Genomic DNA, 24,687 nt, shown 5'->3' with positions numbered 1-24,687 from the left:
GGCGCGCTCAGAACGGCGCGTCGCCCTCGATGGTGGTGCGGTACAGCTTGCGGCGCAGATGGTCGGGCGTGCCGCCGGCCAGATGGATCAGCGAGCGGTTGTCCCAGAACACCAGATCATGCTCGCGCCAGTGATGGCGATAGACATGCTCGGGACGCACGCTGTGCGCGTACAGCTCGGCCAGCAAGGCGTCGCTTTCGTCCTGCGGCAGGCCTTCGATGCGGGTGGTGAAGCCTTCGCTCACGAACAGCGCGCGGCGGCCGTTCTCCGGATGCGTGCGCACCACCGGATGCGAGACTTCCTGCACTTGCGCCACCTGTTGCGCGCTCAGGTCCGGACGCCAGTTGCCTTCCTTTTGCAGTTGACCGTACTTGGCCAGGTAGGAGTGCACGGCGCGGCGGCCTTCAATCGCATTGCGCAGCGCCTCGGGCAGCGTGTCGTAGGCCAGGTGCATGTTGGCGAACAGCGTGTCGCCGCCTTCGGACGGCAGCTCCTGCGCGTGCAGCAGCGAACCCAGGCTGGGCAGCGCCTTGTACGAGATATCCGAATGCCAGTACTTGCCGGCGTCGCCCAGGCCCACCGGCTTGCCGTTCTCGATGATGTTGGAGACGGTCAGGATCTCGGGATGGCCGGGCAGGTGGAACTGATGCAGCACATGAATCATCAGCGGGCCGAAGCGGCGGCTGAAATCGATGTGCTGGCGCGGCGTGATGCGCTGATCGCGGAACACCAGCAGATGATGGTCCAGGTGCGCCTGATGGATGCGGGAAAAATCCTCGCGCGTCAGTTCGCGCGACAGGTCCAGGCCAATGATCTCGGCGCCCAGCGGACCCGGCAGCGGGCGCAGCTCGAAGGCTTGCGGCTGGGCGGCTTGCGGTTCCGCTTGCGCGTCCACATCGCGCAGCAGGGCATTGCTTTGGGGCATCGATCGCTCCTGGGCGTCCGGCGAATCGCCGGACCGGATTGGGGCGGCCCGGCGATGCGCCGGGACCAGGAACAATCGATTATGAAAAGCCGGCCTTGCAACGCAAACGAAGATATTGGCGTTTGAACAAAGCCTGGCGTCATAAGGCGCGGCGTCCGCTATGGGAACGCCGCGCCTTCATGTGGACAACTTATAAGCTAGTGAAAAATCGGCATGAAAGCCGCCACCCGCTACTTTTCCACAGGCAGGTAGGCCTGAACCAGCTTGACCCAGTACGTGGCGCCCACCGGCAGCAGCGCGTCGTTGAAATCGTAGTTCGGGTTGTGCAGCTGGCACGGACCCATGCCGTGATAGCTTTCCATGCGATGGTCGCCATCGCCATTGCCCAGGAACAGATAGGCGCCCGGCACTTTCTCCAGGAAGAACGAGAAGTCCTCGGCGCCCATGAAGGGCGGCATGTCGCGCAGCACGTGCTCGGCGCCGAACGCGTTCTCGGCCACCTGCGCGGCGAAGGCGGTTTCCTGTTCCCAGTTCACCAGCGGCGGATAGGCGCGCACGAAATCCAGCTCGCCGGTGCCGCCATAGACCTGCGGCAGCGTGGTGGCGATGCGGCGCATGTCGGCCTCGATCTTGTCCAGCGTTTCCACCGAGTACGTGCGCACCGTGCCGCGCAGCACGGCCTCGCCCGGGATCACGTTGTAGGCGTCGCCGGCGTGGATCTGCGTGATCGACAGCACCGCCTGTTCCAACGGGTTCTTGCTGCGCGAGATCACGGTCTGCAAGGCATGCACCATGTCGGCCGCGACGATGATCGGATCCACCGAGGCATGCGGCTGTGCCGCGTGGCCGCCCACGCCCTTGATCACGATGTCCCAGCGGTTGCTCGACGCCATCGTCGGGCCGGCGCGAAAGCCGAACTGGTTCACCGGCATGCCCGGCATGTTGTGGATGCCGAACACGGCATCACAGGGAAAGCGGTCGAACAGGCCGTCCTGCATCATGGCGCGCGCGCCGGCGTTGCCGCCTTCCTCGGCCGGCTGGAAGATGAACACCACGGTGCCGTCGAAGTCGCGGTGCGTGGACAGGTACTGCGCCGCGCCCAGCAGCATGGCGGTGTGCCCGTCATGGCCGCAGCCGTGCATGCGGCCGCTGATGGTGGACCGGTGCGCGAAGCGGTTGTGCTCGGGCATGGGCAACGCGTCCATGTCGGCGCGCAGGCCCACGGTCTTCTTGCCGCTGCCGGCGCGCAGGATGCCGACGACGCCGGTTTTCCCCAGGCCCGTGTGGACTTCCAGGCCCCAGCCGCGCAGCTTTTCGGCCACCAGCGTGGACGTGCGCGTTTCCTGGAAGGCGAGTTCGGGATGGGCGTGGATGTCGCGGCGCAGCGCGGTGAGTTCGGGATGCGCGCGTTCGATTTCGGCGATGGTCTTCATGGCGGGATCCAGCGGATTCAGACGGAAAAAAATAGAACAAGGCTGTGGATAAGCCAAGGGCGGAGATCTTTCAGGTGTAGCACGGCACGCCACGGCAAGAGAGCGTGTTTCCGGGAAAACCCCGGGATTTCAGCCACGATCAGCCGGCCTCCAACGCAGGCCGCCGATCAATGACTGCCCATCGACGGCCTTCGTTCATCGCCAGGCATCAACCACTGGCGCTGGCCGGCGCGGCCCCTTCATCGTTCAGATGACAGGCGCTGACATGCCCCGGCGCGATCGCGCGCAGCAAGGGCCTTTCGGTCTTGCAGCGCGGCATGGCCTGCGGACAGCGCGGATGGAAGGCGCAGCCGGTCGGCGGATCCAGCGGCGACGGCAGCTCGCCCTTGATCGGCCGGTAGGCGCGCCGGCCCGGCGTCAGCGTCGGCAGTTCCTTCAGCAGCGCCTGCGTGTACGGATGATTGGCGCGCTGGAAGATCTCGTCGGTGGGCGCCAGCTCGACCACGCGGCCCAGGTACATGATGGCCACGCGGTCCGAGATGTGGCTGACCACGCTGAGGTTGTGGCTGATGAACAGGTACGTCAGGTCCAGCTCGCCGCGCAGCCGCTCGAACAGGTTCAGCACCTGCGCCTGGATCGACACGTCCAGCGCCGCCACCGCCTCGTCGCAGACGATGACGGAGGGCTTGAGCGCCAGCGCGCGCGCGATGCCAATGCGCTGGCGCTGGCCGCCCGAGAACTGGTGCGGATAACGCTGCGCATAGCCTGGGTCCAGCCCGACCTGGCGCATCAGCCCGGCCACGTAATCGGCCTTGTCGCGCGCGGCCACCAGCTTGTGCGCCACCGGCGCCTCGCCGATGATCTCGCGCACCCGCATGCGCGGGTTCAACGAGGCATAGGGATCCTGGAAGATCATCTGCACGCCCAGCTCGTAGGCGCGCCGTTCCGGGCCCGGCAGGCCCTGCACCGGCTTGCCGCGATAGCGCAGCTCGCCCGCGCTGGGCGGCAGGATGCCCGAGACGATGCGGCCCAGCGTGGACTTGCCGCAGCCCGACTCGCCCACGATGCCGATGACCTCGCCCGGCATCACATCCAGGTCCACGCCGGCCACCGCGTGCACGACCTGCGTCTTCAGGCCCGCGCCCAGCAGGTTGGCGATGCGGCCGGCCAGGTCCACCGGCTGCACGAAGCGCAGCTCGACGCCGCGCAGCGACAGGATGGGCGTCGTAGCGTCATGCGTCATCGCGCGCTCCCGCGTGCCAGCAGCGCACCCATTGGCCGGGACGGATTTCCTGCGGCTGGGGCTCGGCCAGACAGGCGTCGCTCGCGCGCGGGCAGCGGCCCCGGAACGCGCAGCCTTGCGGCAGGTTGAGCAGCGAAGGGGTCATGCCCGGTATCGGTTCCAATGGCCGCCCGCGCGATTCCGGCGTGGGAATCGATGCGATCAGGCCGTGCGTGTAAGGGTGCATGGGATGGCTGATGACGGCCTCGGTCGTGCCGGTCTCCACCACGCGGCCCGCGTACATCACAGCCACGCGGTCGGCCAGCCCGGCCACCACGGCCAGATCGTGGGTGATCCAGATCAGCGCCGTGCCGGTGTCCTGGCACAGCTTCTGCACCTCGAACAGGATCTGCCCCTGGATGGTCACGTCCAGCGCCGTGGTGGGCTCGTCGGCGATGATGAGCCGCGGCGAATTCAGCAGCGCGATGGCGATGGCCACGCGCTGGCGCATGCCGCCGGACAGCTGGTGCGGATAGGCGCGCAGCCGTTCCTCGGGCGCGGGTATGCCGACCATGGCCAGCGTTTCCAATGCGCGCTTGCGCGCCTGGTCGCGCGATGCGCCGCCATGCGCCTGCACCGCCTCGATCATCTGCGTGTCCACGCGCAGCACCGGGTTCAGCGTCATCATCGGATCCTGGAAGATCATCGCGATGTCGCGCCCCCGCAGTTGGCGCCAGCGGGCCGGCGCCGCGCCGCGCAGCTCCTCGCCGTTGAAGCGGATGCTGCCGTCGACGATGCGGCCCGGCTCGTCCAGCAGGCCCATCAGCGAGAAGCCGGTGATGCTCTTGCCCGAGCCGGACTCGCCCACCAGGCCCAGTATCTCGCCGGCCGCCAGATGCAGGTCCACGCCGTCCACGGCCCGGACCACGCCGTTGCGCGTGAAGAAATGCGTCTTCAGGCCGCGCACGTCGAGCACGGGTCCGGACGCCGCCGGCGACTTGTCCACAAGGTTTTCCTGCATCGCCTTCCCCTAGTCCGCGTTGCGCGGGTTGAGCACATCGCGCAGGTGGTCGCCCACCAGGTTGATGGCGATGATGGCCAGCGCCAGCGCGATGCCGGGGAAGAAGGAAATCCAGTACTGCCCGGACAGCAGGTACTCGAAGCCGTTGTAGATCAGCATGCCCAGCGAGGGCTCGGACACCGGCACGCCCACGCCCAGGAAGGACAGCGTGGCCTCCAGCGCGATGGCGTGCGCCAGGTCGATGGTGGCGATGACGATCAGGGGCGGCATGCAGTTGGGCAGCACATGGCGGAACAGCACGCGCCCCCAGCCCAGCGACATGCAGCGCGCGGCCTCGACGTATTCCTTGCCGCGCTCGACCAGCGCCGCGCCGCGCGCCGCCCGCGCGAAATACGCCCACTGCACCACGATGAGCGCGATGATCACCTTGTCCACGCCCTTGCCCAGGATCGCCAGCAGCATCAGCGCCACCAGGATGGCCGGGAAGGACAGCTGGATGTCGACGATACGCATCAGCAGCGCGTCGATGCGGCCGCCGAAATAGGCCGCGATCAACCCCACCGTCGCGCCGATGCCGAAGGCGGCCAGCACCGACACGGCCGCCACCAGCAGGCTGGTGCGCATGCCGTACAGGATGGCCGACAAGAGGTCGCGCGCCAGCCCGTCGGTGCCCAGCCAGTAGCGCATGGCGCCGTCGCCGCTTGCGCTGCCGGGCCTGAGCTTGGAATCCATGATGTCCAGCGCGGCCAGGTCATAGGGATTCTGCGGCGCGATCCACGGCGCCAGCAGCGCCGCGCCCACGATCACGACCAGCATCACCAGGCCCAGCAGGGCCAGCTTGCTGGCGCAGAAATCCGACACGAAGCGGCGCCAGGGCGTCTGTTCGGGGCGCGCGGCGGGCGCGCTGGCAATGGCGGGCGTGGTCATCGGCGGCCGTCCTGTCTGACGCGGGGATCCAGCACCGTGTAGATGATGTCCACCACAAGGTTGAGCATGACCAGGAAGAACACAATCAGGAGCAGATACGCCACCACCACCGGACGGTCCAGGTTGATGATGGAATCGATCAGCAGCTTGCCCATGCCCGGCCAGGAAAACACGGTCTCGGTGACCACCGCGAAGGCCATGACCTGGCCGAACTCCAGGCCGGCCACCGTCACCACGGGGATCAGGATGTTCTTGAGCAGGTGCACGCCCAGCACGCGGCGCTCTGACAGGCCCTTGGCGCGCGCGAACTTGATGTAGTCCATGGGCAGGGCCTCGCGCGTGGCGGCGCGCGTCACGCGGATGATCATGGCGCACTTGGCGAAGGCGATGGTGGCCGCGGGCAGCGCCAGGCTGGCCCAGCCGTCCAGCGTCAGCACGCTGAGCTGCAGCGAGCCGATGCTGACGGTCTGCCCGCGCCCGCCGGCCGGCACCCAGCCCAGCATCACGGCGAACACCATGATGAGCATCAGCCCGACCCAGAAGTTCGGCAGCGAGAAGCCCAGCACCGAGCCCGTCATGATGGCGCGCGAGCCGGGCGCGCGCGGCTTCAGGCCCGCCAGGATGCCCAGCGGCACGCCGATCAGCACCGACAGCAGCATGGCCACCGAGGCCAGCTCCACCGTGGCAGGCATGCGCTCCAGGATCAGGCGCATGGCCGGCTCGCCGGTCAGGAAGCTGTTGCCGAAGTCGCCGCGCACCGCCTGACCCATGAAGATCAGGTATTGCCGCCACAATGGCAGGTCCAGGCCCAGCGACGCGCGGATCGCCGCGCGCTGGGCCTCGGTGGCCTCCGGACTGGCCAGCATCGACACCGGATCGCCCACCATGTAGATGCCGGCGAACACCAGCGCCGACATCACCAGCATGACCACGACAGTCTGCAACAGCCTTCTTACGATAGTCGCCAGCACGTGAAACCGCCCGCTATGCGCGTTACTTCTTCAGGGTGGCGAACTGCGCGAGGGTGACCTGGTCGGGCCGGCCCTGGTAGCGGATGTCGCCCTTCATGGCCCACACCGACAGCTCGAAGTGCACCGGCAACATCGCGTAGTCGTCCATGGCGATGTTGCTGGCGCGCGCAAGCAGGTCGGCGCGCTTGGCATCATCCATGGTGGACGAGGCTTCCTTCACCAGCTCATCCATCTTGGGGTTGGAGTAGCGGCTGCGGTTGGTGGTGCCCAGACCCGCTTCCGGATTGCGCGTCACCAACAGCGCGGTCAGCGCATTGGACATCTCGCCGCTGGTCACCGACCAGCCCGCCAGATAGGCCGAGAACGCATAGGAATCGCGGTTCTTGAAGAACACCGGCGGCGCCATCGCGTCCACGCTGGTCTTCACGCCGATGCGCGTCCACATGGACGCGATCGCCTGCGCCACCTTGGAGTCGTTCACGTAGCGGCCCGAGGGCGAGCCCAGCGTGATCGAGAAGCCGTTGGGATAGCCGGCTTCCTTGAGCAGCGCCTTGGCCTTTTCCACATCGGCCTTGGGCGCCTTGGAATGCTCTTTGCTCGACCCGGACATGGGGTAGGGCAGCAGGTTGCCAGCGGGCAGCGCCACGCCGCCCATCACGCGCTCGACCAGCGCGTCGCGATTGATCGCCAGCGACAGCGCCTCGCGCACGCGCTTGTCCTTCATCGGGTTCTTGTCCGTGCCCTGCACGCCGGGCGAGGGCTCGGCATGCTGGTCCAGCGCCACGTACACCACGCGCACCGAGGGGGTTTCCTCGACGTAGAGCTTCTTGTCGCCCTTGAGCTTGGGCAGGTCGTCGGTGGGGGGATCCTCGATCATGTCCACGTCGCCGGCCAGCAGCGCGGCCACGCGCGCGGCGGGATTGCTGATCGGGCGGTAGATCACCTTGTCCCACTCGGGCTTCTTGCCCCAATAGCTGTCATTGCGCGCCAGCACGAACTCGGCGCCGCGCTTCCAGGACACGAACTTGTAGGGGCCGGTGCCCACCAGGCCGTCGCCGCTGTTCAGCTCGGTGGTGGTCTTGCCCTCGGCGGCCGGCCCGGAGGCGGCCTTCTTCGACATGATGGGCAGCTGCGCCAGGTTCACCAGCAGGTTCGGCGCCACGTCCTTGGTGGTGATGCGCAGCGTCATCGGATCGACGGCCTCGGTCTTGGCGACCGAACCCAGGTACAGCGTGAAGGGCGAGGGGCTGTTCGGCACCTTGGGCACGCGGTCATAGGTGAAGACCACGTCCTCGGCGGTGAAGGGAGTACCGTCCGAGAACTTCACGCCGGGACGCAGCTTGAAGGTCCAGACCTTGCCATCCACGGTCCAGGACTCGGCCAGCGCCGGCACCGGCTTCAACTGCGCGTCGGTGGCGACCAGCGTGTCGAAGATGGTCTGGGAGATCTGCGTATTTGGCGTCAGCGCGTGGTATTGCGGATCCATCGAAGACGGCTCGGTCTTGAGCGCGATCACCAGATCGCGCGCCATGGCCGCGCTACAGGCGCCGAACGCCAACACCACCGCGGCACTGCCGCAGGCCAATACACGCGAAAACCGAGATGCCATCGTGATCTCCCAGGATTGTTTCGGGTTTTGAACCTCTAGCCGGGCACATTAACCAGCAACCAAGCGCTCGCGCAACAGTTATATTCCCTTATTGTTATCGCCTCGCACTATTGATTTCGACATGTCAGTCCACGCCCCCATCGCCGCCATCGCCACCGCACCAGGAAGGGGCGGCATCGGCGTCGTGCGCGTTTCCGGTGCGGATCTGTCCGGATTGGTGCGCAAATTGTTCCAGCGCGACCTCACGCCGCGCCACGCGCACTACCTGCCGTTCAAATCGATGGACGGCGAGCTGCTCGACGAAGGCATCGCGCTGTACTTCCGCGCCCCGCATTCCTATACCGGCGAGGACGTGCTAGAGCTGCAGGGCCACGGCGGTCCCGCCGTGCTGCGCCGCGTGCTCGACAGCTGCCTGGCCGCCGGCCGCGACCAGGGCCTGCGCCTGGCCGAGCCCGGCGAGTTCACCCGCCGCGCCTTCCTCAACGACCGCATGGACCTGGCCCAGGCCGAGGCCGTGGCCGACCTGATCGACGCGTCCTCGGTGGCCGCCGCGCGCGGCGCCATGGCCTCGCTGTCGGGCGAATTCTCGGCCCGCGTCAACGACCTGTCCGACCGCATCATCCACCTGCGCATGCTGGTCGAGGCCACACTGGATTTCCCCGAAGAGGAAATCGACTTCCTTGAAAAATACCAGGCCCGCCCGACGTTGGACGCGCTGGCCGCCGACCTCGGCCGCCTGATCGCCCAGGCCCGCCAGGGCGTGATCCTGCGCGAAGGCCTGCACGTGGTGCTGGCCGGCCAGCCCAACGTCGGCAAGTCCAGCCTGCTCAACGCGCTGGCCGGCGACGACATCGCCATCGTCACGCCCATCGCCGGCACCACGCGCGACAAGGTGGTGCAGGAAATCCATATCGACGGCGTGCCGCTGCACATCGTCGACACCGCCGGCCTGCGCGAAACCGAGGACACGGTGGAAAGCATCGGCATCGCCCGCAGCTGGCAGGAAATCGAACGCGCCGACCTCATCCTGCACCTGCAGGACGCCACCCAGCCCGGCGACGAACTCGACGCCCAGATCACCGCCCGCCTGCCGCCGCGCACGCCGATGCTGAAGGTGTTCAACAAGGTGGATCTGTTATCCACAGCTTTTTCCGCCGGGCCGGGCGAGCTGGGCATCTCGGCCAAGCGCGGACTGGGGCTGGACGCGCTGCGCGCGGAGCTGCTGAAGATCGCGGGGTGGAATCCGGGCGCGGAGTCGCCGTGGCTGGCGCGCGAGCGGCATCTGCATGCGTTGCAGGCGGCGGCCGAGCATTTGGCGCTGGCGGGCGAGCATGCGAAGCAGGATGATCGGGTGCTGGATCTGTTCGCCGAGGAATTGCGGCTGGCGCATGACAGCTTGTCGGGGATCACGGGGAAGTTCACCAGCGATGATTTGCTGGGGGAGATTTTTTCCAGTTTTTGTATTGGGAAGTGAAACTGCTGCTGAAGCAGGCGGATCACTGTCGAACGCGCTTGGTCGAAGTGATAGGGACGGGTAGAGGAAAACCAATGACCCAACCAGACTTGGGCCTGCAACTGAACAGCCTGATCGCCACCTGGGAGAACGAGGTGGCGGAGTTCAAGCAAGCAGGTAGCGACTACAGTACCGACGATATCGGCAAGTACTTCTCCGCGCTGGCAAACGAAGCCAACCTGCGCGGAACCGATGGCGGCTGGCTGGTGTTCGGTGTGAACAACAAAAGCCGTCGCGTGGTCGGCACGGACTATCGCCCGCAACCCGAACGCCTCCACTCGTTGAAGATGCAGATTGCGGAAAATGCAGAACCTCGCATCACCTTCCGTGAAATCCATGAACTGCAACACTGCGATGGCCGCGTGCTGATGTTCGAGATTCCTGCTGCGCCGCAGGGCATCCCGATTGCCTGGAAAGGCCACTACTATGCCCGCGCTGGCGAAAGCCTGACGTCACTGGGCTTGGACAAGCTGGATGATATTCGCCACCAGACACTTGCTCAAGATTGGACGGCGCAGGTGGTTCCTGGCGCCACGCTGGATGATCTGGATGAGGCCGCGGTAAGAAAAGCGCGGGAGTCCTTCGCACAGAAGTACGCCAACCGTTTCCAATCTGGTGAGGTGGCGAGTTGGCCACTGGCATCATTCCTTGATCGCGCGCGCGTCACGCAAAGTGGCCAAATCACTCGTGCCGCACTGCTGTTGCTCGGCAAGGCTGAATCGTCCTACCGCCTGTCTCCCTACCCCGCACAACTGACCTGGAAACTGGAAGGCCAGGAACGGGCCTATGAGCACTTCGGGCCGCCTTTTTTGTTGAGCACGACGCAACTCTACCAGCGCATTCGCAACATCCAGCTTCGACTGCTGCCCCAAGATGAACTGTTGCCTATCGAGGTATCCAAGTACGACCAGAAGATCGTATTGGAGGCCCTGCACAACTGCCTTGCACATCAGGACTACACCCGCAATGGTCGCGTGGTGGTGACGGAATTGCCGGACAGACTGGTATTCGAGAATGAAGGCAACTTCTTCGAAGGACAACCCGACGAGTACATCCAGGGTGACAAGACGCCACGCCGATACCGTAATCCGGCGTTGGCCCAGGCAATGGTCGAGCTGAACATGATCGACACCATGGGCTATGGCATCCACTCCATCTATACAGGGCAGGCAAGACGCTACTTTCCATTGCCAGACTACGACCTGAGCGATCCCGGCGCAGTCAGGCTGACGATCTATGGCGGCGTGGTGGACCCGGCTTACAGTCGATTGCTGATCCAGAACACCGATCTGCCGCTGGCGGATGTGCTGGCACTTGATCGTGTGCAGAAGAAGTTGCCTATCCCTGACGAAGCCGCCACGCGCTTGCGGCGCAGCAAGCTGATCGAAGGGCGCAAACCCAACTTCCACGTATCAGCCTCCGTGGCCGAGGCGACGGCGAACAAGGCCGATTACATCCGCACCCGGGCGCAAGACGACGAGTTCTACGTCAAACTGCTGACCGATTATCTGGAGAAGTTTGGTCAGGCGACCCGTGCCGAGATCAACAAACTCCTGATGAACAAGTTAAGCGATGCTCTTGACGACAAGCAGAAGTACAACAAGATCAGTAACCTGCTGACCAGACAGCGCCGCCATGGAGTGATCGTCAACACCGGATCGGACACGGCGCCGTGCTGGCGACTGACAGAGACAAGAGCAAAGAAAAATTAGAGAGCCGCAGAGAGACGTTCTCTCAATGCCATATAAATCAATAGCTTATCTCTCTGCAAAGCACCAGAGTCTAAGTCTTTGCAGAGAGCGCCAAGAAAAGGACACGAAAAATCCGCACCCGATTCAAGCTGTCCCCGATACGCTGGTTGTCCACCGACTTTTCACAAGCATGACCCCCCGCATCGCCATCATCGGCGCCGGCACCGCCGGCCTGGCCTGTGCCATCGCGCTGGCCCGCGAAGGCGCCGAGGTCGACGTCTTCGAACGCCACCCCACGCTGGCCCCCGTGGGGGCCGGCATGCTGATCCAGCCGGGCGGGTTGCTGGCCCTGCGGGAGCTGGGCGCCCTCGATGCCTTCGCCCAAGCCAGCGTGCCCATCCACCGCCTGGAGGGCCGCAGCCATCGTTCCTGGCTGCTGGTCGACATCCCCTATGCGCAAGACCTGCCGGCGCGCGCCGTGACGCGGCCCGCGATGACGCGGGTGTTGCAGCAGCGCGCGGGCGAGCTGGGCGTGCGCCTGCATCTGGACGCGCCGATCGCCGCGCTGGAGCCCTCCCGCGATCGCGTGCTGCTGCGCTGGGGCGAACATGAGCAGGTTTATGAAGGCGCGGTGATCGCCAGCGGCTCGGGCTCCGATCTGGCGCAGCAATGCGGCCTGTCCGCGCCGACCTCGCCCTATGCCTGGGGCGCCCTGAACGGCATGATCAGCGTGGCGGACTGGCAATGGCCGACCATCCTGCATCAGCGCATGCACGGCCCGCGCAAGCTGTTCGGCCTGATGCCGTGCAGCTACACCGGCGCGCAACTGGACATCGCGATGTTCTGGAGCCTGCCCGTCGCCCGCCATGCGCAATGGCAGGCATCGGACCTGGAAGCGTGGAAGGCCGAGCTGGTCCGCTTTTGGCCGCAAAGCCGTCCCGTGGTGGACCAGATCCGCGATCACTCGCAGTTCAGCTTCGCCACCTATCGTCACGCCTGGCCCAAGCGGCTGGCGCAGGGCCGCATCTGCCTGGTGGGCGATGCCGCCCACGCCATGAGCCCGCAGCTGGGCCTGGGATCGACACTGGCCATGGGCGACGCGCTGGCCCTGGCGCGCGGGCTGCGCCGCACGGGTGACATCGAAGCGGGGTTCCTGGCTTACGCGCGGGAACGGCGCAGGCGGGTGCAGGCCTTCCAGCTGCTGTCGCGCGCGCTCACGCCCTGTTTCCAGGCGGACCTGCCGGCATGGTGGCGCGATCTGGCGTTCGGGCTGAGCATGCGGATTCCGGGATTCAAGCGCCTGATGCGCGCCAGCGTCGGCGGCTGAGGCGGGCCGCGCGCGGCGAGCGCCGGGCGCGATGGTCCGCAGACCCGCCGCCTACCTCGCCATCACCGTCACCACCACATGCAGCACGAACTCCGGCCCATAGCAGGGCCGGCCGTCGCCGTGCTCCAGCCGCCAGATCGACGCCACCGTGCAGCTTTCCCTGGGTGCGGCAAAGGACAGCCTCAGCCTGACGGGCTGCCCCGGCAGCGTGTCCGGCACGGCGATCTCGCGTTGCAGACTTGCCAGGTGCACGTCCATGACGGCGTCCCGCAGGCGGCCCGCCGCGTCGCGGCGCGCGAGCACGTATTCGCCGTCCACGCGCGCGAGCCTGCGGCCGCGCCAGGGGCGGCTGCCCAGGTTCTGGATTTCCCAAACCTTCTCGAACACTTCGCCCGGCAGCACCATGCCCTGGTCGGGCATGGTCACGTCGGCGTTGAACACGGCCACGTCGCGCGGATCGTCCAGTCCCCGGGCCCGGTTGGTCGGCGCCAGCGTCGGCGCGCTTTGCGGCGCGCCCGACACGTCCGCGTAATAGCGGAACAGCAGCAGCGGCGACACGTCCAGCGCGCGCGACAGGCGCGCCAGGGTGCGCACGGACGGGTCCTGGGCGCGGCCTTCGGCCAGGGCATACAGGTGCGCGCGCGACAGGCTGGCCTCGCGGGCGATGGCGGTCATGGACTTGCCCAGCTCGCGGCCGCGCCGGGCGAGCAGCATGCGCAGGGTTTCCTGTTGCGTGACGGGCATGGTCGGCGGGTTCCGGGAATTCGATCGTTGCGATTGTTCCATCGCGCGACGCGCGCGTGGCCCGCGCGGCGAGCGCGTCGGCATTGATCGTAAAGCAAAGCAGACAGTCCGTATTCCCCCGTGGACGGGCGGCCGGGGATAGTGGCAAGCCATGCGCGGCGCCGCCGCGTAGCGGGCATTTTTTCGATCCACGGCTTATCCACAGATGACGCTTATCCACAGCGCGTCGCTTATCCACAGGAGTTTGCGCATGGCCCTTGCCGCTCATTTCACCGACGGACTGCTGCTCGGCCTGGGTCTGTTCGTCGCGCCGGGCCCGAAGGACACGCTGGTGCTGCGCCTGGGACTGGCCGGCGGCCCGCTGTGGCGCGCCGTGGCCATCTGCGTCGCCGCCGACGCGATCCAGATCGTGCTGGGCATGGCCGGGCTGGCGGCCGCGTTCTCGCGCCATCCGGCGGCGCTGTCCTTGCTGTTGCTGGCCGGCGGCGCGTATCTGCTGTGGTTCGCCGGCTGCCGCCTGCGCGCGGCCTGCCAGGGGCTGTCGGCGCAGGCCGCGCAGCATGTGGCGGCGGACCAGGGCGAGGCGCTGCGCAGCGTGGCGCGGCTCGGCTTCCTGAATCCCTATTCCTGGCTGGACACGGTCGTGCTGATCGGCCCGCTGGCGCTGGCTCGGCCACTCGCGGGCCAGCCCTGGTTCGCGCTGGGCGCGATGGCGGCATCGCTGGCGTGGTTCGTCGTGCTGGCGCTGGCCAGCGCGCGGCTGGGCGGGGCGTTCCAGCGGGCCTGGACATGGCGGGCGCTGGACCTGGGCGTGACGGTGATCGTCAGCATCCTGGCCGTGGATATCTTCATGGACCTGGCGCGGCGGCACTGGACGGGCTGATCGGCGCGGCAGCGCGTGGACAGGTCCCACCGACGCGCACGATCAACCGTCACAATCCGTTCAACGCCCGCCGGCTCGCGGCGGCCTCATGGTCAGCCTCACGCGCCGGCCTGACGGCGCGCGGACCCGCTCAGTCGTGTCCGCCCAGCAGCGCGAAATACTGCTGCTCCGCGTTGACGATGAACGCCAGCATGGCCGTCTTGATCTTGCGCGGATCGCGTTCCAGGAAACCTTCGAGCAGCGCACGCATGCCGTCGACCACGATCTTCTGCGTGCCCGGGTCGCTCAGCGTGCCCAGCCGCACCTGCTGCGCGTGGTCGGTGAAGCGGCGGATGGTGTCCTGCAGACGCGCGTTCTGCACGGCGCCCAGCCAGACGTCGCGGAACTCCATGTTGGCCTCGATCATCAGGGCCGCGTCGCGCTTGTCGTGGGCCTTGACGGCCTTCTGGAAGGCGCGCTTGAGCGCGGCGTCCTGGCGGTCGTCCAGGATGGCGACGGCGCCCGCGGCCGCGCTGGGCTCGAGCAGGCGGCGCACTTCGAAGATCTCGTGGATGTCGTCGTTGGTCAGCGTGGGCGTGACGAAGCCGCGCGTGGTGCCGATCAGGTAGCCCTCGCTCACCAGCCGCAGCAGGGCCTGACGCACGGGCATGCGGGTACAGTCGAACTCCTCGGCCACTTCGTAGTCCAGCACGCGGTCGTTCGGGCCGATCTCGCCGCGCTGCAGGCGCGAACGGATTTCCGCGTACACCGATTCGCTCAGCGTGGTCTGCTTGAGCGCGGTGCGGCGAGGCAATTTGACAAGCTTGGCACTGTCTTGGGCCATCGTGAACTCCCGGTGGAACATGAATTCAGAATTCAAACGAGCCGGGGAATTATACGGTGGCGTGCAGGCTGCCGAAATTGCCATGGTGATAGACCAGGCTGGGTTGCAGCGCCGCGCCTTCGGCGGGCGTGACGCGCTCGACCGCGCCGATCACGATCAGGTGGCTGGCATGTTCGATCAGCTGGAACACACGACACGAGAATGAGACCAGCGCGTCGTTGAGCACGGGCGTCTGGCCATCGGGCCGCGACCATGCGCCCAGCGCGAAGCGCGCTTCCTGGTCCAGGCCCAGCATGCCGCCGAAGGCGCGCGCCAGCCGCTCATGGCCGGCGCCCAGCACGTTGACGGAAAAGGCCATGCCGGGCGCGATGACGCGGCCCAGCGAAGTATCGCGGTTGACGCAGGCCAGCAGCGCGGCCGGCTCGGCGCTGAGCGAGCAGACGGCGGTCGCCGCCAGGCCGATGGGCGCGCCATCGGCGCCGCTGGCGGCCAGCACGGTGACGGCGCCGGCCAGGTGGCGCATGCCGGCGCGGAACGCCTCGGAGGAAATGCCGGCGGCCGGCGCGCGGGGCAGGGCGGGAGCGCTCATGACGAACCTCACTCGACGCGCAGGCCGGCGTCGCGCAGCAAGGGCAGGACCCGTTCGCAGAAGTAGGGTAGCTCCTGCACGTAGTTGACGAAGGTGAGCGCTGCGCCGCCGAAGCCGGCTTCGTGCATGCGCGCCAGCTCGGCCGCGATTTGCTCGGGCGTGCCGACCAGCGGATAACTGCCGGTGCCGGCGGCGAAGCGCTGCCGGTACTGCTGGTAGGCCTGCGCGTCGTGGCTGTTGGAAAAGCCCTGCTTCTGCTTCATGTGATAGTCCACCGCCGCCGTGTCTTCGTGCACGCGCGAATAGTGCTCGTAATAGTCGCGCGCTTCCCGCTCGGTCTCGCGGCAGACCACGTGCGCGACCGTGTACACGCCCACGTCGCGCCCGGTCTTGAGCGCGCGGGCGCGCACATCGGCGATGTGCTGGCGGCCGCCTTCGATGTCGGTGAAGGTGGTGAAGAGGTAGTCGCAATGCTGCGCGGCGAAGTCGCGGCCCGGCGGGCCGAAGGCGGCGTTCATGGTGACCGGGCGCGGCGATTGCAGCGCGGCCGGCTTGGAGACCGCCTGCTTGAGCTGGTAGTAGCGGCCGTCGAAATCCAGCGGTCCCGTCGCGCTGTAGAGGCGCTCCAGGATCTCGGCCCACTCGCCGGCCTGCACGTAAGGCGTGTCGGTAAGCGTCTGGCCGAACATCGCGAACTCGTCGGGGTTCCAGCCGCAAACGATGTTCAGGCCGGCGCGCCCGTGGCTGATGTGATCGACCGTGGCCAGGGCCTTGGCCGCGTACAGCGGATGCACCAGCGGCACATGCACGGTCATGAACAGCGCGATGCGCTGCGTGACGGCGGCCAGCGCGGCGGCGAAGGTGAAGGTCTCGAACGACCACTCGCGCGCCTGTGTCGTGCCGCCGAAGCCCTTCCAGCGCGCGATGGGCAGAAAGAAGTCCATGCCGCCGCGATCGGCGATGACGGCGGCCTGCTGCACATCATCCCAGCGCGCGGCCCAGCGTTCCGGCACGGTGGTGAAGCTCAGGCCGCCATCGGCGTTGGCCGAGAACACACCCAGCTTGAATGGGTTCGGACCGCGCATGGGGTTGGGCAACAGGGCAGGGCTCGCATGCGCGCGCGAGGCCGGGCCTGGGGTCTGGGTCTGGATCATGGACGCTCCGTAGCGGAAAGAGAGGCGGAGGAAGCATGCATCGGCGCGCTGCGCGTTGTCATCGGGTAGTGGACGTTGCCGCCGTGGAAAATGGGCGAGGCTTCGAAATCGCGGCGCATCTCCATGCGCACGTCAGAGCGCAGGGCCGCGTCCAGCGCGGACGCATCGTCGAACACGACCTTGTTGCGCTGGACTGCATCTTCGCGCGGCCACCGCAGCCCGCCGCGCCAGTCCAGCCGCGTGCAGACCTCCAGTGCGCGCAGTCCCGGCAGGCGCAACATCAGCGGCACGTGCCGATCCAGGTAATGACCCAGCCAGGCATCGTGATCCTGGGCATGCCCGTGATAGGCGACCAGATAGGTGCAGCCGCCCGGCGCCGCGGCATAGCGGCGCGACATCATGGCCTGGTGGCTGATGTCCGCCTGCCCGAGCCAGGGGTCGACACGCGGGTCCAGCCAGCGCGCCAGCGCGCCCCGGGCTGTCGCCGCCGCTTCCAGCGCCAGCAGATTGTCGAAATGCAGTTCCGCCACCAGCGTGGGCGGCGCTTCCGTTTCCAGGCAGGGATCGGACGCGCTGGCCGGCTCGTGCAACAGCGCCTCGCGCAATCCCGGAATGGCCGAAGCGCTCGCGGCCAGCCGGCGCACCAACGCATCACCGGCCAGCCGGCCGGCCCTGCATGTGAGGAACATCACGACGTCCATGCCCGCTCCTTTCTCCGCCTGGCGCGCCGTTCATCGCTTTGCGCGACGACATGCCAAATAAAAGAATTCTGAATTCAATTTATAGAGCTGATGCCGGATTGTCGATCAGCGTATCGGCGCACACCATGCTCGCTATCCCTGAGATCCTGACCCCAAATACGCGTCGAAATGCTCGTTTACCCGAGCTCTTAAGCAAATGGGCCAGGACAGGTTTGACTTTTGCGCCAGCCATTCCTATTCTGAAAAAACATTCTGAATCCTGAATTCAAAACAAATGAACTGCGCCACAACTCGCTTCGAGCCGCGCGGAACAGGAGCGCCTTCCATGCTGTTTCCTTCCCTCAAGCCGATCCTGGCGGGCAACGCCGCCATCGACCTGGTCTGGCTGGCCCTGGGCAGCGCGCCCATGGCGGAGTTCGCCGCCCATGCGCGCCCGGCCGCCATCGTGCTGGACCTGCAGCACGGCCTGTGGGAGCGCGGCACGGTCGAGGCCGCCATCGCCTCGACCGGCCAGCGCGTACCCGTCATCGCCCGCTGCGCCGACAACACCCACGCCGCCATCGCGCAAGCGCTGGACGCCGGCGCGGCCTCGGTGCTGGTGCCGCTGATCGAAACCGTCGACGACGCGCGGCGCGCGCTGGACGCCAGCCGCTACCCACCGCGCGGCAGCCGCTCGGCCGGCGGCGTACGGCCGCTGCTGGGCGGCGTCGCCGCCATGCTGGAAGCCGACACGCAGGTCTCGGTCGGCCTGATGATCGAGACCGTGGCCGGCGTGGAAAACGCGCAGGCCATCGCGGCGCTGCCCGGCATCGACTATCTGTTCATCGGCACTGGCGATCTGTCCCTGTCGCGCGGCTCCTCCGATCCCGACGTGATCGGGCACGATTGCGCGCAGGTCTTGGCCGCCGCCCGCGCGCACGGCCTGCCTTGCGGCATCTACACCGGCAGCGCCGAGGCGGCGCGCCAGGCTCACGGCCAGGGCTACCGGATGGCGGTGGCGGCCAGCGACATCGACTTGCTCAAGCAGGGCCTGCAGTCGGCCCTGGCGGCCGCGGCGCCCGCCTAGCGCATCCCCGGCCGCGCCGCCAATTCCAGACGTCCCACTCCCGTCAGCGAGACGACCATGCGCAACAGCCTTTCCGATGCAGCCGATACGCCCGACGCCGACCGCAAGCTGTTCCGCAAGGCGGCCTGGCGCCTGATGCCCTTCCTGTTCGTGTGCTACCTGTTCGCGCAGGTGGACCGCATGAACATCGCCTTCGCCAAGCTCGACATGCTGGACGACCTGGGCTTCTCGGAAGCCGTCTACGGCCTGGGCGCGGGCGTGTTCTTCATCGGCTACGTGCTGTTCGAAGTGCCCAGCAACATGCTGCTGCGGCGCTACGGCGCGCACCGCTGGCTGGCGCGCATCATGGTTTCCTGGGGATTGGTGTCGGCGGGCATGATGTTCGTGCAGACGCCAATGCAGTTCTACATCATGCGCTTCCTGCTGGGCATGGCCGAGGCGGGGTTCTTTCCCGGCGTCATCTTCTACCTCACTGGCTGGTTCACGCGCGAGCACCGCGGCAGGATGACGGCGGCGTTCATGACCGCCATCGCGGTCGCCGGCGTCGTGGTCGGGCCGGTTTCCGGCGCGGTGCTGCATCATTTCCACGAACTGGGCGGCTATGCCGGCTGGCAATGGCTGTTCCTGATCGAAGGCGTACCCTCGGTGCTGCTGGGCCTGGCCACGCTGTACTGTCTGCCGGTCTCGCCGGAACGGGCCCGCTGGCTGACGCCGCAAGAAGCCGCCAGGTTGAACGCGCTGCTGCAGGCAGAACGCGAAGGGGTCGACGACACGCCGGTGCGCCAGGCACTACGCGGCGCGCGCCTCTGGATCCTGTCGGGCATCTATGCCTGCTACGGCATGTCCTTCTTCGGCTTCGTGTTCTGGCTGCCCACCATCATCAAGTCCTCCGGCGTCGCGGATCCGCTGTCCATCGGTCTGATCTCGGCCATTCCCTGGGGCGTGGCCATTGTCGCGATGTGGGGCGTCGGCGCCTATGTCGACCGCCGCCAGAACACGCGGCCGGTGCTAATGGCGCTGTCCGTGGCCGCGGCGGCGGGCTGGGCTGCCAGCCCCTGGGTGGCCGACAGCGTGAGCGCGTCGATGGCCGTGCTGAGCATCGCGATGTTCGGACTGATGGCCTCGCTGCCCGTGTTCTGGAACCTGCCCACCGCCGCCTACCAGGGCGCTTCCGCCGCGGTCGCCATCGCGGTCATCACGTCCGTCGGCAACGCGCCCGGACTGGTGTCGCCCTACATCGTCGGCTGGATCAAGACGCTGACGTCGCGCCTGGACGTAGCCATGTACATGTTCGCCGCCGCCTCGCTGCTGGCCGTCGCGCTGCTCGCCTGCCTGAGCGAACGGCCCGCCCCCCGACGCTGAATATCACGCACCGCCAGGAGACGCCGCATGCCCGCCCTCGATATCCTGTCCGAACTGCGCCGCGTGCTCGGCGGCGATGCCGTCCTGCCGCGCGCGCAGATCCAGCAACACCGCCATGCCGACTGGAGCGGCCTGCCGGCGCAGGCGCCGCTGGCGCTGCTGCGGCCGCGCGATACCGCGCAGGTATCGGCCGCGCTGGCCATCTGCAACAGACACGGCCAGCCCGTAGTGACGCAGGGCGGGTTGACGGGCCTTGCGGGCGGCGCCTGCACCACGGCCGGCGACATCGCGCTGAGCCTGGCGCGCATGGACGCCATCGAGGAAATCGACCCGCTGTCGGCCACCATGACGGTGCAGGCCGGCGCGCCGCTGGAAACCGTGCAGCAGGCGGCGGCGCGGGCGGGCCTGCTGTTTCCGCTGGACCTGGGCGCGCGCGGCAGTTGCACGCTGGGCGGCAATCTCGCGACCAACGCCGGCGGCAACCGCGTGATCCGCTATGGCATGGCGCGCGACCAGGTATTGGGGTTGGAAGCGGTGCTGGCCGACGGCAGCGTGCTGGATGGCACGCGCAAGATGGTGAAGGACAACACCGGCTACGACCTTCGCCACCTTATGATCGGCAGCGAAGGCACGCTGGGCGTCATCACGCGCGCGGTGCTGCGCCTGCGGCCCAGGCCGCAGGCGGTGGCGACTGCATATTGCGGCCTGTCCGGCTACGACGCCGTGACCCGGCTGCTGGCCGAGGCGCAGCGCCGGCTGCCCGCCGGCGTCTCGGCCTTCGAAGTGATGTGGCCGAGCTACCTGGACTACATGCTGGCGCAGGTGCCGGCGCTGCGCGCGCCGCTGTCCAGCCGGCACGCGTTCTATGTGCTGCTGGAATCCGAAGGCGCCGATAGCGCCGGCCACCAGGCCGCATTCGAGCAGTTCATGGGCGCCATGCTGGACGCCGGCGTAATTGAGAACGCCGCCATCGCGCAGTCCACGTCCGACGCGACGGCATTCTGGCGCGTGCGCGACGCCACCGCCGAATTCCCGATGCTGCTGCCGGACCTGGTCGCGTTCGACGTCAGCTTCGCGATCGCCGACATCGGCCTCGCCGCGCAGCGCTGCGACGCGGCGCTGCGCCAGGCCTGGCCCGCCAGCACCGTGCTGGCCTACGGCCACCTGGGCGACGGCAACCTGCACCTGATCGTGCAGGTGCCAGACGAACAGGGCATCGGCCAGGCCGCGCTGGCCGATGCCGTCGAGGCCATGGTCTACGGCATCGTGCGCGAGCATCGCGGCTCAGTGTCGGCCGAACACGGCATCGGCGCCAAGAAGCGCGGCGTCCTCGGCCATACCCGCAGCCCGGCCGAGTTGGCCGCCATGCGGGCCATCAAGGCCGCGCTGGATCCTCGCGGCATCCTCAACCCCGGCAAGCTGCTGCCCGCGACGCCGCCGCTCGCCCAACACTAGGAGCATCGACATGCTGAAGACCCTGGCGCAAGCCCTGCAAAGCGGTTCCGTGCGCGTGGTGGACCTGAGCCAGACGCTGCACGCGCGCACGCCCATCATCCCGCTGCCGCCGCAATACGGACAGAGCGCGCCGTTCCGCCTGGACGAGATCTCGAACTTCGACGAGCGCGGGCCGGCCTGGTACTGGAACAACATCTCCTGCGGCGAACACACGGGCACGCACTTCGACGCGCCGATCCACTGGATCACCGGCAAGGACTACCCGAACAACACTACCGAAACGATAGACGTGCAGAAGCTGGTGGCGCCGGCCTGCGTCATCGACGTGTCGGCCGAGGCGCGCGACAACCCTGACTACCTGCTCACCATCGAGCGCGTCGAGCAATGGGAAGCCGAGCACGGCCGCATCGCGCCGGGCAGCTGGGTGCTGATGCGCACGGACTGGTCGCAGCGCGACGATCCCGCCGCCTTTCTCAACCTGCGCGACGACGGCGCACACACGCCGGGCGGCCATCCCGATCTGCCGGCCTTCCTGGCGCGCGAGCGCGACGTGGTGGGCTGGGGCACCGAAGGCGTGGGCACCGACGCCGGCCAGGCCCATGCCTTCACGCAGCCCTTTCCCTGCCACTCGGTGATGCACGGCAACAACCGCTACGGGCTGGCCAGCCTGGTGAACCTGGACCAGCTGCCGCCCACGGGCGCGATCCTGATCACGCCCCCCTTGAAGATCCGGCGCGGTTCGGGCAGCCCATGCCGGGTGCTGGCGCTGGTCGAGACATAGCGCGCCGGTTCGGGTTTTTCCCAGGCTCCCGCGCGTCCGAAAACACGCTTGCGAGGTTTGACTTTTGCCCGGGCCAGACCTAATCTTCACGCACAAAATAAAAACTGAATCCAGAATTCATAATCATGGGAGACAAGGCCATGAACCCCACCAGAGCATCGATCCTGACGATGCCCGATTCGCCCATCATCGATGTCTGGCGCCTGGGCCAGGGCCGCGACGACGTCATCGGCCTGTGGGCCGGCGAGAGCGACCTGCCCACGCCCAAGGCCTATAGCGACGCGGCGGCGCAGGCGCTGGCCGCGGGCCATACCTTCTACTCGCAGAACCGCGGCATTCCCGCGCTGCGCGCGGCCATCGCCGGCTACTACGAACGCCTCTGCGGCGTGCGGCTCGATGATGAACGCATCGCCGCCACCTGCGCCGGCATGAACGCCGTGATGCTGGTGGCGCAGGCCATCGTCGAGCCGGGCGACAACGTGGTCTGCGTCACGCCGTCCTGGCCCAATATCCTGCGCGCCATCACCATCACCGGCGGCGAGGCGCGCGAAGTGGCGCTGGACCATGACGACAGCGGCTGGCATCTGGACCTGCAGCGCCTGTTCGACGCCTGCGACGGCCGCACCCGCGCCATCTACTACGCCTCGCCCGGCAACCCCACCGGCTGGATGCTCGAAGACGCGCAGCAGCGCGAGCTGCTGGCCTGGGCGCGCGGGCGCGGCATCGCCATCATCGCCGACGAGGTCTACCAGCGCATCGTCTACGACCGCCCCCACGCGCCGTCCATCCTGGAAATCGCCGCGCCGGACGACCCCGTGTTCGTGGTCAACAGCTTCTCCAAGTCCTGGGCCATGACGGGCTGGCGCATGGGCTGGCTGATCTATCCGCGCGGCATGGTCGACACCTTCGAGAAACTGATCCAGTTCAACACCAGCGGCGGCCAGGCCTTCCTGCAGGCCGGCGGCGTGGTCGCGCTGAACGAGGGCGAAGCCTTCGTGCGTTCCTTCGTCGAGCGCTGCCGCGGCGGCCGCGCCATCGTGCTGGACCGGCTGGCGGCGCTGGATCGCGTGCGCATCGTGCCCAACAAGGCGTCCTTCTACGTGATGTTCGACGTGGACGGCATCGACGACTCGCTGGCGTTCTGCAAGCGCGCCGTGCACGAGGCCGGCGTCGGCCTGGCGCCGGGCATCGCCTTCGGCGCGGCATCCGCGCGCCAGATCCGCCTGTGCTACGCGCGCAGCGACGCCCAGCTCACCGAGGCCATGGACCGCCTCTCCGCTTTCATCCGCCGCGCGCGCTGAACCGCCGCGGACCGGCCGGCCGCCTCATGCCGCGGCCGGCGCATTGCGCCGTCTTCGCTGTTCCACATACCGACAATCAGGAGAAGGTAGACCATGCAACGCAATCTCCGCGCGGCCGCGACGGCCGCGGGCTTGGCTTTGTGCGCCTGTGCGCAGGCCCAGAGCGCCAGCAACGTGACGCTGTACGGGATCATCGACCAAAGCATCCGCTACACCAATCACGTCGATGACGGCGGCGGCTCCAAGCTGCAGCTCGCCAACGGCGCCATCACCAACAGCCGCTTCGGCCTGAAGGGCGATGAAGACCTGGGCGACGGCAGCCGCGCCGTGTTCCGCCTGGAGAACGGCTTCGATCCGCAGACCGGCATGGCCAACCAGAACGGCCGGCTGTTCGGACGCTACGCCTACGTGGGCCTGTCCAACGACCGCTGGGGCACGCTGACGGCGGGCCGCCAGGGCGCCGAGTCCTTCAACTTCTTCGGCGAGTTCGACCCGCTGACCGTGGGCAACTACATGGGCAATTCCTGGCCCTTCCTGATCACGGTCGGACGCCTGGACAACCTGCTGACCTACGCCGGCAAGTTCGGCGGCCTGAACCTGGGCCTGACCTACGGCTTCGGCAAACAGTTCGGCAGCATGCGGCGCGGCAGCTACTGGGGCGCGCGCGCATCCTACGACGCCGGCCCGCTGAGCTTTGGCGGCACCTATCAGGAAATGCGCGACCCCGACGACCGCGCCCAGCGCATGTGGGGCCTGGGCGCGCGCTACGCGCTGGACGCGGCCAGGCTCTTCGTCGGCTACATGGGTGGACGCGACGCCAGCGGCTTCGTCGACAGCCTGCTGAACGCGCCGACGCGCACCGTCGCGCAGGGTTCGCCCGGCGCCAACCCGCGCAAGGACATGACGCTATACACCGGCCTGACCTACCAGGCCACGCCGCGCCTGGCGCTGACCGGCGCCTACTACTACAGCGACGCCAAGAACATCAACGGCTTCGAAGGCAACCGTGGCAAGCGCCACGCCGCCGTGCTGCTGGCCGAGTACAGCCTGTCCAAGCGCACCCAGGTCTACGGCACGGTGGACTTCAACCGGACCAGCGGCGGCGCCAACGCCGAGATGCCGGGCAAGAACAACCAGACCGGCCTGGGCGTCGGCCTGCGCCACATTTTCTGACGGCGCGCCGCGCCCG

At 67.5% G+C, this 24,687-nt stretch carries 22 protein-coding genes; 10 read left to right on the top strand and 12 right to left on the bottom strand.

What is annotated here, in order from left to right; all coding sequences use genetic code 11:
• Positions 1–7: 7 nt before the first annotated feature.
• From C2U31_RS04855 to C2U31_RS04825, 7 genes are all read right to left on the bottom strand, one after another.
• Positions 8–925, bottom strand: coding sequence for a TauD/TfdA family dioxygenase (locus C2U31_RS04855; protein WP_103271804.1), 918 nt, complete (start codon positions 923–925; stop codon positions 8–10).
• Between the two features lie 230 nt (positions 926–1,155).
• Entirely contained in the window at positions 1,156–2,358 is a 1,203-nt protein-coding gene (locus tag C2U31_RS04850; RefSeq protein ID WP_103271803.1) for a M20 aminoacylase family protein, read from the bottom strand.
• 208 nt (positions 2,359–2,566) lie between these two features.
• Positions 2,567–3,601 (bottom strand): ABC transporter ATP-binding protein, encoded by a 1,035-nt coding sequence (locus tag C2U31_RS04845; protein WP_103271802.1) that lies wholly within the window; start codon positions 3,599–3,601, stop codon positions 2,567–2,569.
• On the bottom strand, positions 3,591–4,601 hold the full coding sequence (locus C2U31_RS04840) for an ABC transporter ATP-binding protein (RefSeq protein WP_103271801.1): 1,011 nt from the start codon (positions 4,599–4,601) through the stop codon (positions 3,591–3,593). The genes C2U31_RS04845 and C2U31_RS04840 overlap by 11 nt, the downstream gene beginning before the upstream one ends.
• A 9-nt stretch (positions 4,602–4,610) precedes the next feature.
• Positions 4,611–5,528, bottom strand: coding sequence for an ABC transporter permease (locus C2U31_RS04835; protein ID WP_103271800.1), 918 nt, complete (start codon positions 5,526–5,528; stop codon positions 4,611–4,613).
• Positions 5,525–6,499, bottom strand: coding sequence for an ABC transporter permease (locus C2U31_RS04830; RefSeq protein WP_103271799.1), 975 nt, complete (start codon positions 6,497–6,499; stop codon positions 5,525–5,527). The genes C2U31_RS04835 and C2U31_RS04830 overlap by 4 nt, the downstream gene beginning before the upstream one ends.
• A 22-nt stretch (positions 6,500–6,521) precedes the next feature.
• Positions 6,522–8,108, bottom strand: coding sequence for an ABC transporter substrate-binding protein (locus tag C2U31_RS04825; RefSeq protein ID WP_103271798.1), 1,587 nt, complete (start codon positions 8,106–8,108; stop codon positions 6,522–6,524).
• A gap of 121 nt (positions 8,109–8,229) precedes the next feature.
• Between C2U31_RS04825 and mnmE the strand changes: the two genes are divergently transcribed.
• From mnmE to C2U31_RS04810, 3 genes are all read left to right on the top strand, one after another.
• On the top strand, positions 8,230–9,582 hold the full coding sequence (gene mnmE, locus C2U31_RS04820; RefSeq protein ID WP_103271797.1) for a tRNA uridine-5-carboxymethylaminomethyl(34) synthesis GTPase MnmE: 1,353 nt from the start codon (positions 8,230–8,232) through the stop codon (positions 9,580–9,582).
• 74 nt (positions 9,583–9,656) lie between these two features.
• The gene (locus tag C2U31_RS04815; RefSeq protein ID WP_103271796.1) at positions 9,657–11,333 is read left to right on the top strand and encodes an RNA-binding domain-containing protein; all 1,677 of its coding nucleotides are present in this window, start codon (positions 9,657–9,659) and stop codon (positions 11,331–11,333) included.
• 169 nt (positions 11,334–11,502) lie between these two features.
• Positions 11,503–12,639, top strand: a complete 1,137-nt coding sequence (locus C2U31_RS04810) for an NAD(P)/FAD-dependent oxidoreductase (RefSeq protein ID WP_158658314.1) — start codon at positions 11,503–11,505, stop codon at positions 12,637–12,639.
• Positions 12,640–12,690: 51 nt separating this feature from the next.
• Here the strand turns inward: C2U31_RS04810 and C2U31_RS04805 are convergent, their stop codons facing one another.
• Positions 12,691–13,383, bottom strand: coding sequence for an NBR1-Ig-like domain-containing protein (locus tag C2U31_RS04805; RefSeq protein WP_103271794.1), 693 nt, complete (start codon positions 13,381–13,383; stop codon positions 12,691–12,693).
• 250 nt (positions 13,384–13,633) lie between these two features.
• On the opposite strand from C2U31_RS04805, the gene C2U31_RS04800 reads away from it, so the two are divergent.
• Positions 13,634–14,266 carry a LysE/ArgO family amino acid transporter gene (locus C2U31_RS04800; protein ID WP_103271793.1) on the top strand — a complete coding sequence of 211 codons (633 nt, stop codon included), beginning with the start codon at positions 13,634–13,636 and terminating at the stop codon, positions 14,264–14,266.
• Between the two features lie 130 nt (positions 14,267–14,396).
• On the opposite strand, the gene C2U31_RS04795 is transcribed toward C2U31_RS04800, so the two are convergent.
• From C2U31_RS04795 to C2U31_RS04780, 4 genes are read right to left on the bottom strand one after another with little or no spacing between them, the layout of a single operon-like run.
• Positions 14,397–15,089, bottom strand: a complete 693-nt coding sequence (locus C2U31_RS04795; RefSeq protein WP_158658313.1) for a GntR family transcriptional regulator — start codon at positions 15,087–15,089, stop codon at positions 14,397–14,399.
• Between the two features lie 49 nt (positions 15,090–15,138).
• Entirely contained in the window at positions 15,139–15,678 is a 540-nt protein-coding gene (locus C2U31_RS04790; protein WP_103271791.1) for a flavin reductase family protein, read from the bottom strand.
• Positions 15,679–15,686: 8 nt separating this feature from the next.
• A complete protein-coding gene (locus C2U31_RS04785) occupies positions 15,687–16,832 on the bottom strand; it encodes an LLM class flavin-dependent oxidoreductase (RefSeq protein ID WP_103271790.1) in 1,146 nt (381 codons plus the stop codon).
• Positions 16,829–17,533 carry an ethyl tert-butyl ether degradation protein EthD gene (locus C2U31_RS04780; RefSeq protein ID WP_103271789.1) on the bottom strand — a complete coding sequence of 235 codons (705 nt, stop codon included), beginning with the start codon at positions 17,531–17,533 and terminating at the stop codon, positions 16,829–16,831. Before C2U31_RS04780 ends, C2U31_RS04785 begins: the two co-directional genes overlap by 4 nt.
• A 325-nt stretch (positions 17,534–17,858) precedes the next feature.
• On the opposite strand from C2U31_RS04780, the gene C2U31_RS04775 reads away from it, so the two are divergent.
• The 6 genes from C2U31_RS04775 to C2U31_RS04750 all read left to right on the top strand — a co-directional run bounded on the left by C2U31_RS04775 (position 17,859) and on the right by C2U31_RS04750 (position 24,671).
• The gene (locus C2U31_RS04775; protein WP_158658312.1) at positions 17,859–18,599 is read left to right on the top strand and encodes an HpcH/HpaI aldolase/citrate lyase family protein; all 741 of its coding nucleotides are present in this window, start codon (positions 17,859–17,861) and stop codon (positions 18,597–18,599) included.
• 57 nt (positions 18,600–18,656) lie between these two features.
• Positions 18,657–19,961, top strand: coding sequence for an MFS transporter (locus tag C2U31_RS04770; protein ID WP_103271787.1), 1,305 nt, complete (start codon positions 18,657–18,659; stop codon positions 19,959–19,961).
• Between the two features lie 27 nt (positions 19,962–19,988).
• Positions 19,989–21,416, top strand: a complete 1,428-nt coding sequence (locus tag C2U31_RS04765) for an FAD-binding oxidoreductase (protein WP_103271786.1) — start codon at positions 19,989–19,991, stop codon at positions 21,414–21,416.
• A 10-nt stretch (positions 21,417–21,426) separates the two neighbouring features.
• The gene (locus C2U31_RS04760; RefSeq protein ID WP_103271785.1) at positions 21,427–22,197 is read left to right on the top strand and encodes a cyclase family protein; all 771 of its coding nucleotides are present in this window, start codon (positions 21,427–21,429) and stop codon (positions 22,195–22,197) included.
• 140 nt (positions 22,198–22,337) lie between these two features.
• The gene (locus tag C2U31_RS04755) at positions 22,338–23,498 is read left to right on the top strand and encodes a pyridoxal phosphate-dependent aminotransferase (protein WP_158658311.1); all 1,161 of its coding nucleotides are present in this window, start codon (positions 22,338–22,340) and stop codon (positions 23,496–23,498) included.
• Between the two features lie 93 nt (positions 23,499–23,591).
• The gene (locus C2U31_RS04750; RefSeq protein WP_103271783.1) at positions 23,592–24,671 is read left to right on the top strand and encodes a porin; all 1,080 of its coding nucleotides are present in this window, start codon (positions 23,592–23,594) and stop codon (positions 24,669–24,671) included.
• The last annotated feature ends 16 nt before the right edge of the window (positions 24,672–24,687 follow it).

Origin of the sequence: Achromobacter sp. AONIH1, assembly GCF_002902905.1 — a bacterium.
GTDB lineage: Bacteria > Pseudomonadota > Gammaproteobacteria > Burkholderiales > Burkholderiaceae_B > Achromobacter.
The sequence above is the reverse complement of the archived record's forward strand: the minus strand, read 5'-3'. Positions and strand labels throughout refer to the sequence as shown.

What these genes read in the sequence shown, in the direction of transcription:
- C2U31_RS04855 (WP_103271804.1), bottom strand. Translation starts at nt 925, where the DNA reads ATGCCCCAAAGCAATGCCCTGCTGCGCGATGTGGACGCGCAAGCGGAA.
- C2U31_RS04850 (WP_103271803.1), bottom strand. Translation starts at nt 2,358, where the DNA reads ATGAAGACCATCGCCGAAATCGAACGCGCGCATCCCGAACTCACCGCG.
- C2U31_RS04845 (WP_103271802.1), bottom strand. Translation starts at nt 3,601, where the DNA reads ATGACGCATGACGCTACGACGCCCATCCTGTCGCTGCGCGGCGTCGAG.
- C2U31_RS04840 (WP_103271801.1), bottom strand. Translation starts at nt 4,601, where the DNA reads ATGCAGGAAAACCTTGTGGACAAGTCGCCGGCGGCGTCCGGACCCGTG.
- C2U31_RS04835 (WP_103271800.1), bottom strand. Translation starts at nt 5,528, where the DNA reads ATGACCACGCCCGCCATTGCCAGCGCGCCCGCCGCGCGCCCCGAACAG.
- C2U31_RS04825 (WP_103271798.1), bottom strand. Translation starts at nt 8,108, where the DNA reads ATGGCATCTCGGTTTTCGCGTGTATTGGCCTGCGGCAGTGCCGCGGTG.
- mnmE (WP_103271797.1), top strand. Translation starts at nt 8,230, where the DNA reads ATGTCAGTCCACGCCCCCATCGCCGCCATCGCCACCGCACCAGGAAGG.
- C2U31_RS04815 (WP_103271796.1), top strand. Translation starts at nt 9,657, where the DNA reads ATGACCCAACCAGACTTGGGCCTGCAACTGAACAGCCTGATCGCCACC.
- C2U31_RS04810 (WP_158658314.1), top strand. Translation starts at nt 11,503, where the DNA reads ATGACCCCCCGCATCGCCATCATCGGCGCCGGCACCGCCGGCCTGGCC.
- C2U31_RS04805 (WP_103271794.1), bottom strand. Translation starts at nt 13,383, where the DNA reads ATGCCCGTCACGCAACAGGAAACCCTGCGCATGCTGCTCGCCCGGCGC.
- C2U31_RS04800 (WP_103271793.1), top strand. Translation starts at nt 13,634, where the DNA reads ATGGCCCTTGCCGCTCATTTCACCGACGGACTGCTGCTCGGCCTGGGT.
- C2U31_RS04795 (WP_158658313.1), bottom strand. Translation starts at nt 15,089, where the DNA reads ATGGCCCAAGACAGTGCCAAGCTTGTCAAATTGCCTCGCCGCACCGCG.
- C2U31_RS04790 (WP_103271791.1), bottom strand. Translation starts at nt 15,678, where the DNA reads ATGAGCGCTCCCGCCCTGCCCCGCGCGCCGGCCGCCGGCATTTCCTCC.
- C2U31_RS04785 (WP_103271790.1), bottom strand. Translation starts at nt 16,832, where the DNA reads ATGATCCAGACCCAGACCCCAGGCCCGGCCTCGCGCGCGCATGCGAGC.
- C2U31_RS04780 (WP_103271789.1), bottom strand. Translation starts at nt 17,533, where the DNA reads ATGGACGTCGTGATGTTCCTCACATGCAGGGCCGGCCGGCTGGCCGGT.
- C2U31_RS04775 (WP_158658312.1), top strand. Translation starts at nt 17,859, where the DNA reads ATGCTGTTTCCTTCCCTCAAGCCGATCCTGGCGGGCAACGCCGCCATC.
- C2U31_RS04770 (WP_103271787.1), top strand. Translation starts at nt 18,657, where the DNA reads ATGCGCAACAGCCTTTCCGATGCAGCCGATACGCCCGACGCCGACCGC.
- C2U31_RS04765 (WP_103271786.1), top strand. Translation starts at nt 19,989, where the DNA reads ATGCCCGCCCTCGATATCCTGTCCGAACTGCGCCGCGTGCTCGGCGGC.
- C2U31_RS04760 (WP_103271785.1), top strand. Translation starts at nt 21,427, where the DNA reads ATGCTGAAGACCCTGGCGCAAGCCCTGCAAAGCGGTTCCGTGCGCGTG.
- C2U31_RS04755 (WP_158658311.1), top strand. Translation starts at nt 22,338, where the DNA reads ATGAACCCCACCAGAGCATCGATCCTGACGATGCCCGATTCGCCCATC.
- C2U31_RS04750 (WP_103271783.1), top strand. Translation starts at nt 23,592, where the DNA reads ATGCAACGCAATCTCCGCGCGGCCGCGACGGCCGCGGGCTTGGCTTTG.